Annotated in this window: 21 protein-coding genes and 1 tRNA gene; 14 read left to right on the forward strand and 8 right to left on the reverse strand. The window is 71.3% G+C overall.

Features of this window, described 5'->3' with window-relative positions:
* The first annotated feature begins 54 nt into the window (after positions 1 to 54).
* Complete coding sequence (locus ACZ592_RS18220) at positions 55 to 213, forward strand: hypothetical protein (protein WP_471582576.1); 159 nt, start codon at positions 55 to 57, stop codon at positions 211 to 213.
* A 108-nt stretch (positions 214 to 321) separates the two neighbouring features.
* Here the strand turns inward: ACZ592_RS18220 and phoU are convergent, their stop codons facing one another.
* Positions 322 to 1,002, reverse strand: a complete 681-nt coding sequence (phoU, locus tag ACZ592_RS18225; protein WP_471582577.1) for a phosphate signaling complex protein PhoU — start codon at positions 1,000 to 1,002, stop codon at positions 322 to 324.
* A 273-nt stretch (positions 1,003 to 1,275) separates the two neighbouring features.
* Here phoU and phoR point away from each other — a divergent pair, with 273 nt between their 5' ends.
* Positions 1,276 to 2,532 carry a two-component system sensor histidine kinase PhoR gene (phoR, locus tag ACZ592_RS18230; RefSeq protein WP_471582578.1) on the forward strand — a complete coding sequence of 419 codons (1,257 nt, stop codon included), beginning with the start codon at positions 1,276 to 1,278 and terminating at the stop codon, positions 2,530 to 2,532.
* Positions 2,529 to 3,209, forward strand: a complete 681-nt coding sequence (phoP, locus tag ACZ592_RS18235; protein WP_030682312.1) for a two-component system response regulator PhoP — start codon at positions 2,529 to 2,531, stop codon at positions 3,207 to 3,209. Before phoR ends, phoP begins: the two co-directional genes overlap by 4 nt.
* An 86-nt stretch (positions 3,210 to 3,295) precedes the next feature.
* Here phoP and ACZ592_RS18240 read toward each other — a convergent pair whose 3' ends face one another.
* Positions 3,296 to 4,051: a copper chaperone PCu(A)C domain-containing protein gene (locus ACZ592_RS18240; protein ID WP_471582579.1), complete on the reverse strand. Its 756-nt coding sequence runs from the start codon at positions 4,049 to 4,051 to the stop codon at positions 3,296 to 3,298.
* Positions 4,052 to 4,675: 624 nt separating this feature from the next.
* Here ACZ592_RS18240 and ACZ592_RS18245 point away from each other — a divergent pair.
* From ACZ592_RS18245 to ACZ592_RS18275, 7 genes are all read left to right on the forward strand, one after another.
* Entirely contained in the window at positions 4,676 to 5,158 is a 483-nt protein-coding gene (locus tag ACZ592_RS18245) for a CarD family transcriptional regulator (protein WP_003953493.1), read from the forward strand.
* A gap of 332 nt (positions 5,159 to 5,490) precedes the next feature.
* Positions 5,491 to 6,222, forward strand: coding sequence for a 2-C-methyl-D-erythritol 4-phosphate cytidylyltransferase (gene ispD, locus ACZ592_RS18250; protein ID WP_471582580.1), 732 nt, complete (start codon positions 5,491 to 5,493; stop codon positions 6,220 to 6,222).
* Positions 6,212 to 6,715, forward strand: coding sequence for a 2-C-methyl-D-erythritol 2,4-cyclodiphosphate synthase (ispF, locus tag ACZ592_RS18255; RefSeq protein ID WP_471582581.1), 504 nt, complete (start codon positions 6,212 to 6,214; stop codon positions 6,713 to 6,715). The genes ispD and ispF overlap by 11 nt, the downstream gene beginning before the upstream one ends.
* A gap of 75 nt (positions 6,716 to 6,790) precedes the next feature.
* Positions 6,791 to 7,195 (forward strand): PPOX class F420-dependent oxidoreductase, encoded by a 405-nt coding sequence (locus ACZ592_RS18260; RefSeq protein ID WP_471582582.1) that lies wholly within the window; start codon positions 6,791 to 6,793, stop codon positions 7,193 to 7,195.
* Between the two features lie 111 nt (positions 7,196 to 7,306).
* Positions 7,307 to 8,710 carry a cysteine--tRNA ligase gene (gene cysS / locus ACZ592_RS18265; protein WP_471582583.1) on the forward strand — a complete coding sequence of 468 codons (1,404 nt, stop codon included), beginning with the start codon at positions 7,307 to 7,309 and terminating at the stop codon, positions 8,708 to 8,710.
* A gap of 115 nt (positions 8,711 to 8,825) precedes the next feature.
* Positions 8,826 to 9,767 (forward strand): 23S rRNA (guanosine(2251)-2'-O)-methyltransferase RlmB, encoded by a 942-nt coding sequence (rlmB, locus tag ACZ592_RS18270; RefSeq protein ID WP_471582584.1) that lies wholly within the window; start codon positions 8,826 to 8,828, stop codon positions 9,765 to 9,767.
* Positions 9,768 to 9,862: 95 nt separating this feature from the next.
* Entirely contained in the window at positions 9,863 to 11,503 is a 1,641-nt protein-coding gene (locus ACZ592_RS18275) for a DoxX family membrane protein (protein ID WP_471582585.1), read from the forward strand.
* A 125-nt stretch (positions 11,504 to 11,628) separates the two neighbouring features.
* Here the strand turns inward: ACZ592_RS18275 and ACZ592_RS18280 are convergent, their stop codons facing one another.
* The 3 genes from ACZ592_RS18280 to ACZ592_RS18290 all read right to left on the reverse strand — a co-directional run bounded on the left by ACZ592_RS18280 (position 11,629) and on the right by ACZ592_RS18290 (position 14,218).
* Positions 11,629 to 12,348 carry a nucleotidyltransferase family protein gene (locus tag ACZ592_RS18280; RefSeq protein ID WP_471582586.1) on the reverse strand — a complete coding sequence of 240 codons (720 nt, stop codon included), beginning with the start codon at positions 12,346 to 12,348 and terminating at the stop codon, positions 11,629 to 11,631.
* Positions 12,349 to 12,384: 36 nt separating this feature from the next.
* Positions 12,385 to 12,846: a hypothetical protein gene (locus ACZ592_RS18285; protein ID WP_471582587.1), complete on the reverse strand. Its 462-nt coding sequence runs from the start codon at positions 12,844 to 12,846 to the stop codon at positions 12,385 to 12,387.
* Positions 12,847 to 13,081: 235 nt separating this feature from the next.
* On the reverse strand, positions 13,082 to 14,218 hold the full coding sequence (locus ACZ592_RS18290; RefSeq protein ID WP_471582588.1) for an ABC transporter ATP-binding protein: 1,137 nt from the start codon (positions 14,216 to 14,218) through the stop codon (positions 13,082 to 13,084).
* A gap of 214 nt (positions 14,219 to 14,432) precedes the next feature.
* On the opposite strand from ACZ592_RS18290, the gene ACZ592_RS18295 reads away from it, so the two are divergent.
* Positions 14,433 to 14,506: transfer RNA gene (locus tag ACZ592_RS18295), tRNA-Thr, on the forward strand.
* A 133-nt stretch (positions 14,507 to 14,639) separates the two neighbouring features.
* Positions 14,640 to 15,074: a TerD family protein gene (locus ACZ592_RS18300; protein ID WP_471582589.1), complete on the forward strand. Its 435-nt coding sequence runs from the start codon at positions 14,640 to 14,642 to the stop codon at positions 15,072 to 15,074.
* A gap of 84 nt (positions 15,075 to 15,158) precedes the next feature.
* On the opposite strand, the gene ACZ592_RS18305 is transcribed toward ACZ592_RS18300, so the two are convergent.
* Positions 15,159 to 16,589 carry an NAD(P)/FAD-dependent oxidoreductase gene (locus ACZ592_RS18305; protein WP_471582590.1) on the reverse strand — a complete coding sequence of 477 codons (1,431 nt, stop codon included), beginning with the start codon at positions 16,587 to 16,589 and terminating at the stop codon, positions 15,159 to 15,161.
* Between the two features lie 144 nt (positions 16,590 to 16,733).
* Here ACZ592_RS18305 and ACZ592_RS18310 point away from each other — a divergent pair, with 144 nt between their 5' ends.
* Positions 16,734 to 17,513 (forward strand): DsbA family protein, encoded by a 780-nt coding sequence (locus ACZ592_RS18310; RefSeq protein WP_471582591.1) that lies wholly within the window; start codon positions 16,734 to 16,736, stop codon positions 17,511 to 17,513.
* A gap of 262 nt (positions 17,514 to 17,775) precedes the next feature.
* Here the strand turns inward: ACZ592_RS18310 and ACZ592_RS18315 are convergent, their stop codons facing one another.
* The gene (locus tag ACZ592_RS18315) at positions 17,776 to 18,060 is read right to left on the reverse strand and encodes a hypothetical protein (RefSeq protein WP_471582592.1); all 285 of its coding nucleotides are present in this window, start codon (positions 18,058 to 18,060) and stop codon (positions 17,776 to 17,778) included.
* Between the two features lie 313 nt (positions 18,061 to 18,373).
* Positions 18,374 to 19,093 (reverse strand): rhomboid-like protein, encoded by a 720-nt coding sequence (locus tag ACZ592_RS18320; RefSeq protein WP_471582593.1) that lies wholly within the window; start codon positions 19,091 to 19,093, stop codon positions 18,374 to 18,376.
* A gap of 34 nt (positions 19,094 to 19,127) precedes the next feature.
* Between ACZ592_RS18320 and ACZ592_RS18325 the strand changes: the two genes are divergently transcribed.
* Positions 19,128 to 20,015, forward strand: a complete 888-nt coding sequence (locus ACZ592_RS18325) for an aminoglycoside phosphotransferase family protein (protein ID WP_471582594.1) — start codon at positions 19,128 to 19,130, stop codon at positions 20,013 to 20,015.
* The last annotated feature ends 31 nt before the right edge of the window (positions 20,016 to 20,046 follow it).

The raw sequence follows: 20,046 nt of genomic DNA on the forward strand, positions 1-20,046 counted from the left end.
TGGGCATGGAATGGGCAACAGGCAGTACGCCGGTACGCCTTCGAGGAGGAGACCATGGCCGAGTCCCCTACGCGCGAATCCGTCCCACAGCAGCCCGCCGACACACCGGGCCTGCCCGCGCTCGTGCTGCTGGGCGCCTGCGGCTGCGGCCCGGGCTGCGGCTGCGGCTGCCAGTCCGGCGGCTCCTGCCAGTGCGGCGGCGGCTGCGGATGACCCGCTGACCGACAGAGCTGTGCCCCGCGCGACGACCTGACGTCGGGCGGGGCACGCACGCGTGCGGCGGGGGAGCCGGGGCCCGCGCCCCCGCCGCCGGCCGGGCGCCTACGCCCCCTCCACCGGCGCCCCCGTCGGCTGGATCTCGTCCGCGTGCTCGCCGGTGACCAGGTACACGACGCGCTTCGCCACCGACACCGCGTGGTCCGCGAAGCGCTCGTAGTAGCGGCCGAGGAGCGTCACGTCGACGGCCGTCTCGATGCCGTGCTTCCAGCGGTCGTCCATCAGGTGCTGGAAGAGCGTGCGGTGCAGCTGGTCCATCTCGTCGTCGTCCTGCTCCAGCTGGAGCGCCAGGTCGACGTCCTTGGTGATGATGACCTCCGCCGCCTTCGCCATCAGGCGCTGCGCGAGCTGGCCCATCTCCAGGATGGTGGCGTGCAGGTCCCGCGGCACCGCCGAGTCGGGGAAACGGAGCCTCGTCAGCTTCGCGACGTGCTGGGCGAGGTCGCCCGAGCGCTCCAGGTCGGCGCTCATCCGCAGCGAGGTGACGACGATGCGCAGGTCGGTGGCGACCGGCTGCTGCCTGGCGAGCAGGGCTATCGCGCGCGCCTCCAGGTCGTGCTGCAGATCGTCGACCTTCTGGTCGGCCGCGATCACGCTCTCGGCCATCTTGAGATCGGCGTCGAGCATGGCCGTCGTGGCGCGCCCGATCGCGGACCCGACCAGGCGGGCCATCTCGACCAGGCTCTCGCCGATCGAGTCAAGTTCCTCGTGGTACGCGTCCCGCATGTGGCTGTCCCTCTCTAGTACGTCTCAGGGGGCTGGCCCCTACGCTCCCACGGTGCGGGCCGGACGCGTCCGTTTCCGGCACCCCACATGAATCGCCACCGTCATCAAGGTGAACTGTGGGCGACGGCGGGCGGCATCCGTGGCAACACCGGTCTTCGGCCGCTCAGGGGAAATGAACCGGTGCCGTCTCCACGGTGAACTCTGGGCGACGAGTGTTCGAGCCCGCACCCGTATGGCTGTGACCGGTGCTTATCCGGCGCATAACCTGGGTGCATGGACGTGAACGCGGCGGTCGCCGCAGCGGCAGCGATCGCCGGGGTGTGCACCGGCGTCATCGCCATGCTGGCGTTCCGATGGAGCGAGCGCGACCAGAAACGCCCCACCCGGACCTCCCTGCACACCGACCCCGTACTGCCGCCGGGCGTGGACACGGTGCTCTCCGTGCTGCGCTCCTCCGCCGTCGTCCTCGACGAGGCCGACAGCGTGGTCAAGGCCAGCTCGGCGGCGTACGCGCTCGGACTCGTGCGCGGCGGGAAGCTCGCCGTCGAACCGATGCTGCAGATGGCCAGGGACACCCGCCGTGACGGGGAGATACGCCAGGTCGAGCTGGACCTGCCCCGGCGCGGCACCGGCCGGGGCGAGGCGCTCGCGGTCTCCGCGCGCGTGGCCCCGCTCGGCTCACGCCTCGTCCTGCTCCTCGTGGAGGACCTCACCGAGGCCCGCCGCATCGAGGCCGTACGGCGCGACTTCGTGGCCAACGTGAGCCACGAGCTGAAGACCCCCGTGGGGGCGCTCTCCCTGCTCTCCGAGGCCGTCATGGACGCCTCGGACGACCCGGAGGCCGTCGAGCGCTTCGCGGGCCGCATGCAGATCGAGGCGACCCGCCTGACCAGCCTCGTCCAGGAGCTCATCGACCTCTCCCGGGTGCAGAACGACGATCCCCTGGAGGACGCCGAACCCGTCCGTGTCGATGAACTGGTGGCGGAGGCGATCGACCGCAGCCGTCACCAGGCCTCCCACAAGCAGATCACCATGGCCTCGGGCGGCACCGCCGACCTGCAGATATGGGGCAACCGCGGCCAGCTCGCGGCGGCCCTCGGCAATCTCGTCGAGAACGCCGTGAACTACTCGCCGGCCCGTACCCGCGTGGGCATCGCCGCCCGCCGGGTCGCCGCGCCGGGCGGAGACATGATCGAGGTCGCCGTCACCGACCAGGGCATCGGCATCTCCGACAAGGACAAGGAGCGCATCTTCGAGCGCTTCTACCGCGTCGACCCGGCCCGCTCACGGGCCACCGGCGGTACCGGCCTCGGCCTCGCCATCGTCAAGCACGTGGCCGCCTCGCACGGCGGGGAGGTCACCGTGTGGAGCTCCGAGGGACAGGGCTCCACGTTCACCCTGCGGCTGCCGGAGGCGGCCGCGCACCGCGACCGCGGAACAGGTCACGGCGGCGGACTCGACGAAGAGACCGCCCAGTCCGACGAGACCACTTCGTACGAACCCATTCCTGCCCCGGAGGTCCTTCCGTGACCCGAGTGCTCGTCGTCGAGGACGAGGAATCCTTCAGCGACGCTCTGTCCTACATGCTCCGCAAGGAGGGCTTCGAAGTCGCCATCGCGGCGACGGGCCCGGACGGACTCGACGAATTCGAGCGCAACGGCGCCGACCTCGTCCTGCTCGACCTGATGCTGCCCGGCCTGCCCGGCACCGAGGTCTGCCGCCAGCTGCGCAGCCGTTCCAACGTCCCGGTGATCATGGTGACCGCCAAGGACAGCGAGATCGACAAGGTCGTCGGCCTGGAGATAGGAGCCGATGACTACGTCACCAAGCCCTTCTCCTCGCGCGAACTGGTCGCCCGCATCCGCGCGGTCCTGCGCCGCAGGGGCGAGCCCGAGGAGGTCACCCCGCAGGCCCTGGAGGCGGGACCGGTCCGCATGGACGTCGACCGCCACGTGGTCACGGTCTCCGGCTCCAAGGTCGACCTGCCCCTGAAGGAGTTCGACCTCCTGGAGATGCTCCTGCGCAACGCGGGCCGCGTGCTGACCCGCATGCAGCTCATCGACCGGGTCTGGGGCGCCGACTACGTGGGCGACACCAAGACCCTCGACGTCCACGTGAAGCGCCTGCGCGCCAAGATCGAGCCGGACCCGGGGGCGCCGCGCTACCTGGTCACGGTGCGGGGCCTGGGCTACAAGTTCGAGCCGTAAACAGCGGCTCACGAAGAAGGGCGGGACCCCGGTGGGGTCCCGCCCTTCTTCGTACGTACCGTGCGTTGACGTACGGCGTACCGAGATCAGTGCTCCGTGCCGGTCCCGGCACCCGCACCGTGCGAGGCGTCGCCCGACGGGTCGCCGGCGGCGCCGGACGCGTCCGTGCCCGCTTCCCCGGACGGCTTGCCCGAGGGGTTGCCGGACGGGTCGGTGGAGGCACCCGTCGACGGCTTGCCGGACTCTCCCGGCTTGCCGGACTGGCCGGGCTTCGCGGGCTTGGACGGCTTGCCGTCGGGGGCCTGCGGCAGCTCGCTCGGGCCCCACTTGCTGAAGTAGCTCTCGGCGGGGACGACGAACGCCTGCATCTTCACGTCGCCGGTGCTGCTGAAGGAGAACGTGACCGGCTGCGCGTTGCCGTCCTTGACGGCCTCGCGGCTGGCGTCCAGGACCGCCGAGGCGTTGTCCTTGCCGCCGATGACGATGGAGCCGCCGGCCGGAATGGTCAGCGGACCGTTCGGCTTGGAGTCCTTGTCGTCCTTGCCGGGCGTGAGCTTGGCCTTCTTGGGCGTGCCGTCGACCGAGATGGCTTCCAGGGTCTGCGGCTTGTCACCGGTGTTGAAGATCGTGGCGGCGACCGCGGCCGGGCCCGTGGACTGCAGGTCGGGCTGCGTGATGACCATGGCGTTCTGGATCTTGATGTCGCCGACGGAGGTCGCGGCGTTGTCCGGCTTGACCTCCATCGTCTGAGCGTTGTTGCCTGCCGCGCACGCGGACAGCGAGGCAAGCGAGAACGCGAGGGCGGTGGCGGCGAGGGCGCCGCGTCGAAGGCTGCGGCTCACGGCGGCGGCAACTCCTTGAACGTGGGCGGTACAGGACGGTCGGACGGCGGTAAAGCCGTCCTAAGGGTGTGTCAGCGCGCTTACATTACCGAGCCGTTCCGGTGCCGCCGCACCCGACCCGCCCCTTAGCGCCCCCGACCCACCTCCGGGGCTCGGGAGCCTCCGCGGGCATCCTGTGCCACATCCGTCCCATTGGCCCCTCGGCCGCCATTCACATAAGTGCCGTCAAGGGCTCGCGCGGCCCGCCTTGCGGATTTCCGGTAAGGAATGCATGGGGGTCCGGGAAATTGATCATCCACCGGCGTGATCAATTCGGGAATCGCGTCGGACGTCACTCGGCACGCCTCTTCGTCCACCGAACGGAGTAGCGAAAGTCCGCCGTCCGGAACCGCGCAAACCGGGACGTTCGGCCGCTTGGCGCACTCTTGAGGGGGCTGTGACGGGCATGTTTCCGGTTCCCCGGAGAGCGGCTCCGACCTGCGAATACCCCGTTCCGGAGGGCCCGCGCAGCACGTTCCTGTTGCTGTTGTCAAGCCCCGAGATATGCCCTGACCTGCGAAAACGCCATTCAGAAGAGGCGATTCTCGTGTTAGGATGGATAGCCACGGAAGGGGTACCTGTCACATGACGTTCAAGGTTGGCGACACCGTGGTCTATCCCCATCACGGGGCCGCGCTGATCGAGGCCATCGAAACTCGCCAGATCAAAGGCGTGGACAAGACCTACTTGGTGCTGAAGGTCGCCCAGGGCGACCTCACGGTGCGTGTGCCCGCGGACAATGCGGAGTTCGTGGGTGTGCGTGATGTGGTCGGGCAGGACGGCCTCGACCGGGTCTTCGAAGTACTGCGCGCGCCGTACGCCGAAGAGCCCACGAACTGGTCGCGTCGCTACAAGGCGAATCTCGAGAAGCTCGCCTCGGGCGATGTCATCAAGGTCGCGGAAGTCGTGCGTGACCTGTGGCGTCGTGAGCGCGAGCGTGGACTGTCGGCCGGCGAGAAGCGCATGCTCGCCAAGGCCCGCCAGATCCTGGTGAGCGAGCTCGCCCTCGCGGAGAACACCAACGAGGACAAGGCCGAGGCCCTGCTGGACGAGGTCCTCGCGTCCTGACGCGGACGGTCCGAGGCGCATGCCTCGGCAGTTCTCGCGCCGAACTGACGCAGTAATGCCGCGGTGCCCGCTGACCCTTCTTGGAGTCGCCGGGCGCTGCGGCATGTTCGTACCCGGATCGAAAACCTGACTCATCCGGGCAGATGTGGTGAGGCGGCCCCCCGAAGGGACCGTGTTGGGCGTGCCGGGCTCGGCAGCCGATCCGACCGGATGTCACGGAAGGGGTCCGGTCGAGGCTCGCGCCCGGCACTCTCCCCAAGCTCTTCGCTCGAGCAGGGGGCACGCCCAGGCCATACCCACGTCGGCCGAGCACACAAACCTGAACGGAACCGATGTCTAGCGAATCCCGTACCGCGGTGGTCATTCCCGCGGCAGGGCGGGGCGTGCGCCTCGGCCCTGGCGCCCCCAAAGCGCTTCGCGCGCTCAACGGCACCCCGATGCTCATCCACGCCGTGCGCGCCATGGCGGAGTCCCGGGCCGTCTCCCTCGTCGTCGTGGTGGCACCGCCGGACGGCGCCCCCGAGGTCAAGACCCTCCTCGACGACCACGCGCTGCCCGAGCGCACCGACTTCCTCGTCGTGCCCGGCGGCGAGAGCCGGCAGGAGTCCGTGCGGGCCGGCCTTGACGTGCTGCCGCCCGGCTTCGACGTCGTCCTCGTGCACGACGCGGCCCGCCCGCTGGTGCCCGTCGACACCGTCGACGGCGTCATCGAGGCCGTACGCGAAGGGGCGCCCGCCGTGGTCCCCGCGCTGCCCCTGGCCGACACCGTCAAGCAGGTCGAGCCCGCGGACCGCCCCGGACAGCCCGAGCCCGTCGTCGCCACCCCCGAGCGGGCCAGGCTGCGCGCCGTGCAGACCCCGCAGGGCTTCGACCGCGCCACGCTCGTGCGCGCCCACGAGAGCGTCACCGACAACGTCACGGACGACGCGAGCATGGTCGAGCAGCTCGGCCTGCCCGTCGTCGTCGTGCCGGGACACGAGGAGGCCTTCAAGGTGACGCGCCCCCTGGACCTCGTGCTCGCCGAGGCCGTCCTCGCCCGCAGGAGGGCCAACGATGGCTTCTGAGACGCCGCCGTTCCCGCTGCCGCAGGTCGGCATCGGCACCGACATCCACGCCTTCGAAGAGGGCCGCGAGCTGTGGTGCGCGGGCCTGAAGTGGGAGGACCAGGGGCCCGGGCTCGCCGGGCACTCCGACGCCGACGTCGTCGCGCACGCGGCCTGCAACGCGCTGTTCTCCGCCGCGGGCCTCGGCGACCTCGGCGCCCACTTCGGCACCGGACGCCCCGAGTGGTCCGGCGCCTCCGGGCTGACCCTGCTCACCGAGGCGGCCCGGATCGTGCGGGACGCCGGCTTCACCGTCGGCAACGTCGCCGTGCAGGTCATCGGCGACCGCCCGAAGATCGGCAAGCGCAGGGACGAGGCGCAGAAGGTGCTCTCCGAGGCCGCGGGCGCGCCCGTCTCCGTCTCCGGGGCCACCACCGACGGCCTCGGATTCCCGGGCCGTGGCGACGGGCTCGCGGCGATCGCCACCGCGTTGGTCGTACGTACGTCGTCGTGAGGCGCGTGACGGGGTAGTCGTATGCCTCGTACAGGCGAATGCCCCGTACGTCCGGTCCACGAAGGAGTGAGGTACATGTCCGCCGCACTGTCCGACGCACTCAAGGCGCTGCTCGACACCCCCGTCTTCATCAACGTCGCCACCATCCAGCCCGACGGCAGCCCGCAGGTCTCCCCGGTCTGGGTGAAGCGGGACGGGGACGACGTGCTGTTCTCGACGACGGTCGACCGCCGCAAGGAGAAGAACCTGCGGCGCGATCCGCGCGTGACCGTGCTGGTCCAGCCGTTCGACTCCCCGTACACGTACGCCGAGATCCGCGGCACCGCCGAGATGACGACCGAGGGCGGTCAGGAGCTCATCGACGAGCTGTCGCGCAAGTACACCGGCAAGGACTACGCCGACTTCAATCCGGGCTCCAAGGACGACAGCGAGCGCGTCGTCGTCCGCGTCTCCGCGCGCAAGGTGGTCGGCAGCATCTGAGCGCCCCGCGGCAGCCGGACGGACGCCGTCCGGGAGCCGCAACGTCACAGTTCCGTGCCCTGTGGCCCAAGCGGTCACGGGGCACTGCCCTGCGCCCACTACCCTGGAGTGGTGACGATTCGCCTGTACGACACCAGCGCCCGGCAGATCCGTGACTTCAGCCCCCTCGTCGACGGCTGTGTCTCGATCTACCTCTGTGGTGCCACGGTGCAGGCGGCCCCGCACATCGGGCACATCAGGTCGGGCCTGAACTTCGACATCATGCGCCGCTGGTTCGCCTACCGCGGGTACGACGTGACGTTCGTGCGGAACGTGACCGACATCGACGACAAGATCATCAAGAAGTCGGCCGAGCAGGGCCGCGCCTGGTGGTCGATCGGGTACGAGAACGAGCGCGCGTTCAACAGCGGTTACGACGCCCTCGGCTGCCTCCCGCCCACCTACGAGCCCCGCGCCACCGGCCACATCACCGAGATGGTCGAGATGATGCGCGGCCTCATCGAGCGCGGCCACGCCTACGAGGCCGACGGGAACGTCTACTTCGACGTGCGTTCCTTCCCCGGCTACCTGGAGCTCTCCAACCAGGACCTGGACGACCTGCGCCAGCCCTCCGGCGAGGGCGAGACGGGCAAGCGCGACCCGCGCGACTTCGCGATGTGGAAGTCCGCCAAGGAGGGGGAGCCCAGCTGGGAGACCCCGTGGGGCCGCGGCCGTCCCGGCTGGCACCTGGAGTGCTCGGCGATGGCCCACAAGTACCTGGGCACCGAGTTCGACATCCACGGCGGCGGGATCGACCTGATCTTCCCCCACCACGAGAACGAGATCGCCCAGGCCAAGGCCTACGGCGACACCTTCGCGCGGTACTGGGTGCACAACGGCTGGGTCACCATGAGCGGCGAGAAGATGTCGAAGTCCCTCGGGAACTCGGTCCTCGTCAGCGAGATGGTCAAGCAGTGGCGTCCCATCGTCCTGCGCTACTACCTCGGCACCCCGCACTACCGCTCGATGATCGAGTACAGCCCGGAGGCGCTGCGCGAGGCCGAGTCCGCGTTCGCGCGCATCGAGGGCTTCGTGCAGCGCGTGGTGGAGAAGGCCGGCGGGGTCGTCGACCCGGCCGACCAGGTGCCGCCCGCCTTCGCCGACGCCATGGACGACGACATGGGCGTCCCGCAGGCGCTCGCCATCGTGCACACCACGGTGCGCCAGGGGAACTCCGCGCTGGCCGCCGACGACAAGGAAGCCGCCGTGGCACGCCTCGCCGAGGTGCGGGCCATGCTCGGCGTCCTCGGCCTCGACCCGCTCGACCCGCACTGGGCCGGCGGCGAGAGCGACCGGGGCGAGGACCTGCACGGCGTCGTCGACACCCTGGTGCGCCTGGTCCTCGACCAGCGCGAGGCCGCCCGCGGCCGCAAGGACTGGGGCACCGCCGACGCCATCCGCGACTCACTCAACCAGTCCGGCCTGGTCATCGAGGACGGCCCGAGCGGCCCGCGCTGGACGCTGGGCCCGCGCTAGGGCCCCGGGCACCCGCTGATGTGCCTCCCGGCCTTCCGGGCGGCACACTTCATAGACGTACACCTCGTGCGCGTACGTACGTATGCGCAGAAGCATCACGACAGACAGGTAGGTCATGGCCGCTAACAACCGCCGCATGTCCGGCAAGAAGGGCGCGCAGGTCGGCAGCGGCGGCAATCGGCGCCGCGGCCTCGAGGGCAAGGGCCCGACGCCGCCCGCCGAAGCGCGCAAGGGGCATGTGAAGAACCGCATCGCCAACGCCAAGGCCAAGAAGTCGGTCGGCCGCCGTCCTGCGCCCAGGCGCGGCGGCAAGTCGTCCTCCGAGATGGTCGTGGGCCGCAACCCGGTCTTCGAGGCGCTGCGCGACGGCGTGCCCGCCTCCACGCTCTACGTCCAGCAGTTCATCGACAACGACGAGCGGGTCCGCGAGGCCCTGCAGCTCGCGGCCGAGCGCGGCGGCATCCACCTGATGGAGGCGCCGCGGCCCGAGCTGGACCGCATGACGAACGGCCTGAACCACCAGGGCCTCGTCCTCCAGGTCCCGCCGTACGAGTACGCGCACCCCGAGGACCTCGTCGCCGCCGCGTTCGACGAGGGCCAGGACCCGCTGATCGTCGCCCTGGACGGCGTGACGGACCCGCGCAACCTGGGTGCCGTCGTCCGTTCCGTCTCCGCCTTCGGCGGCCACGGCGTCCTCGTGCCCGAGCGGCGCGCCGCCGGCATGACCGCCGGCGCGTGGAAGTCGTCCGCGGGCACCGCCGCGCGGACCCCGGTCGCGCGCTGCACGAACCTGACGCGCGCCCTGGAGGCGTACAAGAAGGCGGGCGTCGCCGTCGTCGGTCTCGCCGCCGACGGCGAGCACGAGGTCGGTGACCTGGCGGCGCTGGGCGGCCCGGTCGTCGTCGTGGTCGGCAGCGAGGGCAAGGGCCTGTCGCGGCTCGTCGGGGAGACCTGCGACTACCGCGTGCGGATTCCCATGCCGGGCGGCGCCGAGTCGCTGAACGCCGGTGTCGCGGCGGGTGTCGTGCTCTACGAGGCGTCCCGCCGCCGCGTCTGATCCTCTGCGATGTCCGGGCCGCGTTGATCTCTTGACGCGGCCCGGACATTTCCACATGGTCAAGGCAGTGTCCTAAACACACATCACTCGGTTAGATGAGTGTGGACACCAGAACACCCCGCACTCCCACGGGGGGAAGCTCGTCAGGTTTCGACGATGCTCCCGCGCTGAGCATGGTGAAGGTGCCGAGCGACCCGGCGCAGGTCATCGTCAATCACGCGAGTTTCCGCGTGCAGCTTCCCGCCGCTGGGCGCACTCAATCCCCCCGCATCTCACGGCACTTGGGCACCCCCGACCAGACGGTGCGCATCCCCGTCGTCGGCACGGCGGCCAGGCGCCGCGCCCCCGTCGTCTGGAGCGGGAAGTCCGACCCGGACGACACCGGCGCGATCAGACTGCTGCAGGCCGTGCGCGGCAGCAGTGTGCGCCGTTCGGCCGATGAGGCAGGGCCCTACGACGACGGCGGCGCCACCCAGGTCATCCCGCGCGTCGACCTCGACGACGGCCCCGAGACCGCGGAGACGCCCGCCGTCATCGGACCGCGCAACCCCGGCTCCGAGACCCGGCTGCTGCCCCAGATGCGGCTGCCGGGCAGCGACTACGACGAGCGCCTCGCCGAGCAGGAGGCCGCCGCGTACGACGACGGGGACGAGGGCGAGGAGCGGGTCCGCAGGCACGGCTCCGACCCGGTCCGGCACGCCTATTACCCCGGGCGCCGGATGAACCTCGGCGTCGTGCTGCTCCCGCTGCGCGTCTTCCTCGGATTCATCTCCGTCTATGCCGGCATGGGCAAGCTCTGCGACCCCGTCTACTTCGACGGCGGCGAACGCGGCTCCATGGTCAAGTGGCTCAACTCGCTGCACCCGTGGGCGCTCGCCGAACCGCTGCGCGACTTCGCCCTCCAGCACCCCGTGGGCGCCGGACTCTCCATCGCCTTCCTCCAGGTCGTCGTCGGCGTCCTGACGGTGCTCGGGCTCTGGCAGCGCGTCGCCGCCTCGATCGGCGTGCTCCTGTCGGCGGCGCTCATCGTCACCGTCAGCTGGAAGACCGTCCCCGCCTACGACGCGCCGGACATCATCTACCTCGCCGCCTGGTCACCGCTGATCATCGCGGGCGCGCCCGTCTACTCCGTCGACGGCCGCCTCGCGGGCGAGGCCTGGCGCACGCTCGGGCCGCGCGCCGACATCTGGGACCTGCGGCGGCGGGTGCTGCGGCGCGGCGGTCTCATCGGCGGGATCGCGATCGGTCTGACGCTGCTCATCGGCTCCATGCTGGGCGGCGCGGTGCGGGACGCGGACCGCGTCACCGTGCCAGGACCCGGCGAGGCGCCGCGCAACGAGCTGCCGGGTTCCCCGCTCCCCGGAGACCCCGCGAAGAAGCGGCAGGGCCGCCAGTCGCAAGGCCCGGCCACCTCGTCCGGCGCGCCGACGCAGGGCAGCTCCGCGAGCCCCACGCGGGGCGCCGGCGCCACGACGCCGGGCGCGACCCGGCGTGAGACGGGCGGCGCGGCGGGAGCCACCCAGCCGAGCCAGACGCAGGGCAGCGGCACGACGGGCCAGGCCCCGCCGCAGCAGTCGGTGCCGCAACAACAGCAGCAGCCCGCCGCCACCAGCGCCGGTCCGACGACCAGCGGCGGTTCCGGCGGCGGCACGGCAGGTTCGGGCACCACGGGCGGCTCGGGCAGCACCGGGGGCGAGCAGCCCGGCGGTCTGCTGGGCGGCGTGCTCGGCCGCTGAGTCCCTTGGCCCGTCCTCCTCGGGTCCCGCCTCCTCCGGTACGCCGACGGGGCCCCGCACAGCGTGTGTGCGGGGCCCCGTCGGCGTACGTACGAGAGGAGGACCGCAGTCGGCCCAGTGGGCCCTCAACGGCCTTGTGCGGCGAGCTCCTTGGCGGCCTCGGTGAGGTCCTTCGCGGTGTCGATCGCGCGCCAGTAGGCGCCCTGCGGCAGCGGGAAGCCCGCCAGGCGCTTCTCCCGGGCCAGTCGCGGGAACGTGGTGCGCTCGTGGTCGCCGAGGTCCGGCAGGAGCGCGGTGAAGGCGTCCGCGAAGACGTACACGCCCGCGTTGATGAGGTACGGGGACGGCGGGGCCTCGATGAAGTCCGTGATGTGGCCGAACGCGTCCGTCTCGACGGCGCCCCACGGGATGCGGGGGCGGGCCAGGGCGAGGGTCGCGGTGGCGTCGCGCTCGGCGTGGAAGGCCGCCATGTCGCGCAGCGAGAAGCGGGTCCAGATGTCGCCGTTCGTCGCGTACCAGGGCTGGTCGGCGTGGGGCAGGTGGCGGGCGGCGTACTTGAGGCCGCCGCCGCGGCCCAGCGGCTCCTTCTCGACGACCGTGGTGACGTTCAGCGGGAGGTCGGCGCCGTCCAGCCACTCCTGGAGGACCTCCGCGAGGTGCCCGCAGGAGACGACCGCGTCCGTCACGCCTTCCTCGGCCAGCCAGGCAAGCTGATGGCCGATGATCGGGGTCCCCGTGCCGGGGATCTCGACCATCGGCTTGGGCCGGTCGTCGGTGTACGGGCGGAGCCGGGAACCCTGGCCTCCGGCCAGGACGACAGCCTGCGTGGGCTTCAGCGTGGTCATGCCGGAAACCCTACGCGGCGCCGCGTGCCGGCCCGCTCAGCCGTTCTGATGGGCGGCGGCCACACCCGTGGCGAAGGACGTGTCGCAGACGGGCCTGGAGTAGGACTGCGCGCGGCTCGGGCCGTACACGCGCACGGCGGCGCGGCCCAGCGCGCGGGCGATCGATACGCAGTGCCGCGCGAGCGAGGGGTGGCGGTTCACCTCCTGCTGGAGGTGGGTCAGCGCCACGGCCGGGTTCTTCTCCTGGAGTTCCAGGAGGAGCCGGTCGCGCAGGAGGTCCTGCGGAGCGCGGGACTTGGCGGGTACGGAGAGGTTGTCGGCGCTCGCGGTCAGCATCGAGTCCGAGGAGTTCCCCGACCAGTTGACGCTGGTGACCGCTAGGGTCCCGGAAAGCACCAGCATCACGGGCAGGACAAGGGCGAGCGTGCGGCCGATGCGGCGGGCGGGGCCCCGGTGGGCTCGGCGCGGCTTCTGGGTGTAGTTGGCGGAGTGCGTCACGCGAGTGAGCGTAGCGCTAGGTGATGATTTGGCGACATTTAGTCACTCGGTCGAGCGACAGGGAATCGGGTTTCTCTGGTGCGGTGTTGACGACGCCGGGGCGAAATGACCGTTGTGCCGGGGTATTTGTCGACAACCCGGAATTCCCCGGGGCCGCCGCGGCGGTCCGGTCGGGCGTACGCGCAGGGCCCCGCACCCAAGGAGTGCGGGGCCCTGCGGGGAATCTGGCGGGGCGTCAGTCGGTGAGGCGCTCGCCCGTCGAGGTCGAGAACACGTGGATCTCACCCGGACGCGGTACGACGTGCAGCTGCGTGCCCTTCTCCGGGACCCGGCGGCCGTTCACGCGGACCACGAGGTCCTTGTGCTCGCCGCCGACCTCGGCGGAGCCGTAGACGTAGCCGTCGGCGCCGAGTTCCTCGACGACGTTCACGGAGACGGCGAGGCCGGCCGGGGCGTCCGCGGTCTCCTTGGAGAGGGTCTTCGCGGTCGTGCCGTCCTGCTCGACGATGTCGAAGTGCTCCGGGCGGACGCCGACGGTGACCGTGCGGTCGCCCCGGTCGGCGGCGGCGGACAGCGCCTCGCGGTTCACGGGGACCACGGAGTTGCCGAACTTCACGCCGCCGTCGGTGATCGGGACCTCGACGAGGTTCATCGCGGGCGAGCCGATGAAGCCGGCCACGAAGAGGTTCGCCGGGCGGTCGTACATGTTGCGCGGCGAGTCGACCTGCTGGAGCAGACCGTCCTTGAGGACGGCCACGCGGTCGCCCATCGTCATGGCCTCGACCTGGTCGTGGGTGACGTACACGGTGGTGATGCCGAGGCGGCGCTGGAGGCTCGCGATCTGCGTACGCGTGGAGACGCGGAGCTTGGCGTCGAGGTTCGACAGCGGCTCGTCCATGAGGAAGACCTGCGGCTCACGGACGATCGCGCGGCCCATCGCCACACGCTGGCGCTGACCGCCGGAGAGCGCCTTGGGCTTGCGGCCCAGGTACTCGGTGAGGTCGAGGATCTTCGCCGCGTCCTCGACCTTCTGGCGGATCTCGGCCTTGTTGACGCCGGCGATCTTCAGGGCGAAGCCCATGTTGTCGGCGACGGTCATGTGCGGGTACAGCGCGTAGTTCTGGAACACCATGGCGATGTCCCGGTCCTTCGGCGGCAGGTGCGTGACGTCGCGGTCACCGATGCGGATGGCGCCGGCGTTCACGTCCTCGAGCCCCGCGAGCATCCGGAGCGAGGTGGACTTGCCGCAGCCGGACGGGCCGACGAGCACGAGGAACTCGCCGTCCGCGACGTCGAGCTCGAGCTGGTCGACGGCGGGCTTGTCGCCACCCGGGTAGATGCGGGTCGCCTTGTCGAACGAAACAGTGGCCATGGTGAGGGCCCCCTTCACCGGCAGGAACGTGCCGGACGATCCGTTGTAAAGAGAGGAGTGGTGTAGTCCACCTGAGTGAACTGCTCGTGACCGTACCCCGGAGGTCTGCGGTCTGTCAGTAGTCGGGGTCGGCGACCTTCGAGGAAATTTTCGAGGGGCGCGCGGACGACGTTGGTTACACTGCACGGGCACGTCCGCCCCGCGCGGCGTGCGTGCCTCCTTAGCTCAGATGGCCAGAGCAACGCACTTGTAATGCGTAGGTCGTCGGTTCGAATCCGACAGGGGGCTCTTCTGGAACCCCAGGCCGGATGTACTCCGACCTGGGGTTTTGTTGTTCAGCGGATGCGGCGTCGGCGGCGGGAGCGGGCCGCGCGACGGTCCTCGGTCTCAGTTCCGGTCCCGGACCGCGTCGCTGACCACGATGTCGAGGACCCGGGGCCGCCTCCTGTCCTCGCCGGGTGAGTGCCACCAGTCGCGCCCACCGCCTCCTGAACATGCTGCGCAACGGAGCCCTCCTGCCCATCGGGGGCGGAGGCGTGGCGTCGAGCCTCGCGGCGCGGCCCGTGCCTCGGACGCCCGTCCTGCCCGCGCCCGTCGCGGACCTCGGGCTGACGGCTGTCGCCTTGCTGCTCGCGGTGGTCAGTTCTCCGGCGCCGGTATCCGGCTGCGGGATGCGGAGGGCGTGGAGTTGGACCAGGTTCCGGTGTCGGACGGCAGGCCGGGGGAGACCGCGCTGGTCCTGGGGTCCTTCCGGCGGCGGGCGAGCGGTGACTGGAGCTTCGTGGTGGGCGGGAAGGGCTATCCGGGCGGGCTGGAGGCGCTGGTCCGGGAGTTCGGGATAGACGTCGACGAGTAGACGAGCAGGGGACGCTGACGAGCAGTGGGGCGGTGGCCCGGGGGCGGGTGGGTGCTCGGCGCCCCGGGCGCCTCGCGGTGGGTGTCAGTTGCGGCCCGCCACCCGGTCCGCCCAGCGGGCCAGGCGGGAGGAGGTCGGGGTGTGGGTGGACCGTTCGCGGTGGTCTGCCGCGTTGTACGTGGCGTACATGCCGTGGACGCCCAGCCAGCGGAAGGGTTCCGGTTCCCAGCGGCGGACCTTGTGGTTGACCCAGGGGAGGGCCGTGAGGTCGGTGGGGCCCGCCTGGCCCGAGTCCTGCTGGACCAGGTCGCGCAGGGTGCGGGCGGCGAGGTTGGCGGTGGCGACGCCCGAGCCGACGTAGCCGCCCGCCCAGCCGAGGCCCGTGGCGCGGTCCAGGGTGACCGTGGCGCACCAGTCGCGGGGGACGCCGAGGACGCCGGACCAGGCGTGGGCGATGCCGACGCCGGTGAGCTGGGGGAAGAAGCGGGTGAGGATCGTGCGCAGGGCATCGATCGTGGCGGGCTGGGTGCGGCCGTCGTTGTCGGTGCGTGAGCCGTAGCGGTAGGGGACGCCCCGGCCGCCGATGGCGATGCGGCCGTCCGCGGTGCGCTGGGCGTACATGTACGCGTGCGCCATGTCCCCGAGCGTCTCGCGGCCCTCCCAGCCGATCGTCTCCCACTGGGCGGGGGAGAGCGGCTCCGTCGCGATCATCGAGGAGTTCATGGGGAGCCAGGTGCGGCGCTGGCCCTTGAGGGAGGCCGTGAAGCCCTCCGTGCAGCGCAGGACGTAGGGGGCGCGGACCGTGCCGTACGGGGTGATGGCGTGCTTCGGTGTGATCTCCGTGACGGGCGTCGACTCGTGGATCGTGACGCCGAGTGCCTCGACCGCGGCCGCGAGCCCCTTCACCAGCTTCACCGGGTGCAGGCGCGCGCCGTGCGGCGTCCAGGTGGAGCCGACGGCCCCCGCGATCCGCACCCGCTCGGCCGTCTCGCGGGCGCCGTGCAGCGTGCGGTCCTTCTCGCCGTACGACAGCTCGGTGTGGTGGAAGTCCTTGAGGCGGGCCAACTGCGCCGGGGTGTACGCCACTTCGAGGACGCCGCCGTGGTGGATGTCCGCGTCGATCGCCTCCTCGGCGGCGGCGCGGATCACCTCGTCGACCGTCTCGTTCATCGCCTGCTGGAGGCGGACCGCCGCCTCGTGGCCGTGGAGTCCGGCGTAGCGGTCGCGGCCCGCGATGCCGTTGTAGAGCCAGCCGCCGTTGCGCCCGGAGGCGCCGTAGCCGCAGAACTTCTGCTCCAGGACGGTGACGCGCAGGAAGGGCGCGGCCTTCTTCAGGTAGTACGCGGTCCACAGCCCCGTGTAGCCGCCGCCGACGATGCAGATGTCGGCCGTGCCGTCGGAGGTCAGGGGTTCGCGGGCCGCGGGCATCCCCTCGTCCGCGTACCAGAACGATATGCCGCCGTTGACCGTGTCGGCCCTGCCCGAGCCGTGCCGGGTGTTGTTCGCGCTGCTCATGGGCGGACGTTACTGCGCAGGTGGGGGCCGTGTGCAGGGGTCGGGGCTTTGGTCCTGCGGGGCGGGTCGTTCGGCGGCAGGGGGGTGGGGCACGATCCGATACTTTGAGCGATACGTGTCGAATTTTTTGGGAGGGCTTCACTCATGGCCGTACACAAGGCCGGACGCTCGGCAGGGCGCGTCGCCGCCGCGGTGGCGACGGCGGCACTGATCGGGGTGGCCGCGTCCGCCTGTGGTCCGGGCGACGACAACGGCAAGGCCGGCGCCGATGAGAAGCCCGCCGCGTCGGCCGGTGAGCGGTCCCCGGACTCCGGTGCCCCGGAGGCCGAGGCGCCGCCGGCGTCCAGTGCCCGGCTCGCCGAGGTGCCTGCCTCGGTAAAGGGCGGTGTGATCACCGTCGGTGATCCGAAGGCCAAGCATACGGTCAAGGTGTACGAGGACCCGCGCTGCCCGTTCTGCAAGAAGTTCGAGGAGGGCGGGGCGCAGGCGCTGGTGAAGCCGGTGGCCGACGGCACGGTGAAGGTCGAGTACACGATCGCCTCGTTCCTCGACAAGAACCTCGGCGGCAGCGGCTCGGTGAACGCGGCGAACGCGCTGCGGGCGTCCGTCGAGGCGGGCGGGTTCCCGCAGTTCCACGCGGCCCTCTTCGCCAACCAGGCCGACGTGGAGACGGACGACGCCTACACCCCGGCGTTCCTGCTGAAGATCGCCGACAAGGTGGACGGGCTGCGCGGCGGCGCCTTCGACAAGGCCGTGCGGAACGGGACGTACAAGAAGTGGGTCGGTGAGGCGATGAAGTCCTTCACCGACGACGGCGTCCAGGGCACGCCGACCGTCCTCGTCGACGGCGACAAGCCCGCGAACGAGTCGCTGTACGAGCAGGCGGCCTTCGCCAAGGAGCTGAAGGACGCCGGGATTTCCTGACGCCGAGAGGATCAGGGCCGCCGGGGTGGGTGACCCGGCGGCCCTGAACGCCCCGGCGCGGCCGACGGCCGTGCAGAGTCGTCCCGCTCGTCGAACGTCGAGGGGATCACGGACATCAGGGTGACCGCGGCCAGTTCGCGGTTCTCGACCGTTGACTTGACCTGGTCCTCCGTCAGTTGGCTCAGGCGGTCCCTGTCCTTGTTGAAGTCGCCGAGTCCGTCGCGTCTGTCTTGTGTGGGTGTGGCGCTGGGAGCGCTGCTTCTCAGGCGCTGTGCAGCAGCGGAAGGCGGTCCGGGACGTCGGCGTACCGGGCGGCGTCGACGATCATGCGGGTGACGGGGCGCGGCAGACCGAGGTGCGTGGCCAGCCAGGACGTCCGGTGGCCCTGTCCCGCCAGGACCCAGGCGGCGTGGACCCGCGGGTCGTAGACGGCGCCGGGCGGCGGACAGAGGCCGGCCGGGAGGGTGCCGGGGTCCTCCAGGAGGTAGACGGCGGTGATGCCGTCCAGGGGGAGCCGGATCGCGGGCAGCGTGAACGCGTAAGGCACGGTGGCCTCCTCGGGATGAGGCGGCACGTGCCGTGCGGGATCCGGGTGGCCGGGCGCGGTGGGCCACCCGTGACGCGGGTGCCCGTCCGTGCTTCGGGCGGCGGGGATCGCGGGAATCAGCGCGTGCCGGAGTACGAGGCGATGGTCGGGGCGGGACTCGGACTGTGGTCCATGGACGATCGCCTCCTTCCGGTCGTGCTTCCCGGCGGTTCGGTGGTGCTTCCGGGCGGTGTGCTCAAGTTCCTGGCGATGTGCTCAAGACGTACTCACAAGGTAGGCGGGCCGTCCGTGCTCCGGCCAGGGGCCTTGGGCCTCACCGCCACCGGGACCTTGGTCCCGGCCCGTTCCCCGGTTCCTGTCCCGATCCTGGTTCGGGTCCCGGTTCCGGCCCCGCCGCCCGCGTCAGCGGGAAGCACGCCAGGCCGATCAGGACCGAGGCGAAGTGGCCGAGGTCGGTGAAGGTCCTGCCGGTCACCAGCGGCGTGCCGTACACGGCGAGGACGACGAGGAGATATCCGTACCGCCAGGGCTTCGGGATCCGGTACGTGAGCACCGCGACGACGCCCGCGAGCGCGTAACTCACGCCCACATCAAGGGTGTTGACGGACGACTGCGGGGCGGCCCCGTGGTGGACGGCGACCGCGAGGACGCCCTCGCTGATGAGCGTGGCCAGGACGTGCGAGAGCGCGGCCACCGCCAGCCAGCGCCGGGTGCCGAGCCGGCGTTCGGCGTTGGCGTGGAAGAGGGTGTAGAGCACGGCGTACGACAGCCAGCTTCCCCCGTCGATCCAGAACGCGCTGGAGATCAGCACGCGCACCGGGTTGTGGGACAACTCGTGGATGTTCGTGGAGCGCTGGCGCAGGAACTCGTCCTCGAACTCCGGCGACATGTGGTGCATCGCGACGGTCGTGACGAAGAGCGCCGCCAGCCAGACGTACGTGCCCGGGGCGCCGCGCACGTACGACACGACGGCGGACCCGGCGGCCGAGGCGGTGGCCCGGACGCCGCCCGGCACGTCGCGGAAAATCCTCATGCGGTGATTCACGCACGCCGATAGGGTCACGGACGTGATCGACATTCGCATTCCGGACGGACTGATCGAGTCGCAGCACCTGTACGCGGGGGAGCCGGGGCGGGCCTTCATCGCCGCGTTGCCCGGGCGGGTTCACGAGATCGTCGAGCGCTGGGACCTCACGGTGGACGGCGACCCCATGCACGGCATGGCCGCGCTGGTGCTGCCCGTGACGCGCGCCGACGGGACGCCCGCCGCGGTCAAGTTCCAGCTCCTTGACGAGGAGACCGAGGGCGAGCCGGTCGCGCTGCGGGTGTGGGACGGCGACGGCGCGGTCCGCCTCCTGGACCACGACGGCGGCACGGGCACGATGCTGCTCGAACGCCTCGACTCCGCGCGGATGTTGTCGACGATGGCCGACACCCGCAAGGCCGTCCTCGTCATCGCCGAACTCCTCGCGCGCCTGACCGCGGGCCCCGCGCCGGACGGCATGCGGCGGCTCGGCGACATCGCGGCCGAGATGGTCGAGGAGCTGCCGGGGGCGCTGAAGAAGATCGCCGACCCCGCCGAGCGCGCGCTCGTCGAGCGGTGCGGGGGCGCGGTGCGCGAGGTCATGGGCGAGCCCGGTGACCGGATGCTCCACTGGGACCTGCACTTCGAGAACGTCCTGGCGAGCGACCGCGAGCCCTGGCTCGCCATCGACCCGAAGCCGCTCGCCGGCGACCCCGGCTTCGACCTGTGGCCCGCACTCGACAACCGCTTCGAGCCCGACGAGGTGCTGTGGCGATTCGACGCGATGACGGAGGTCCTCGGCCTCGACCGGGAGCGGGCGCGCGCGTGGACGCTGGGGCGGGTCCTGCAGAACGCGCTGTGGGAGGCGGAGGACGGCCGGCCGATGCCGCCGGACGACATGGAGATCGCACGGCGGCTGCTGGGGCGGTGAGGCGACCTGGCGGCTGCTGAGGCGATGGGAC

Source organism: Streptomyces sp. NPDC040622, assembly GCF_055593965.1.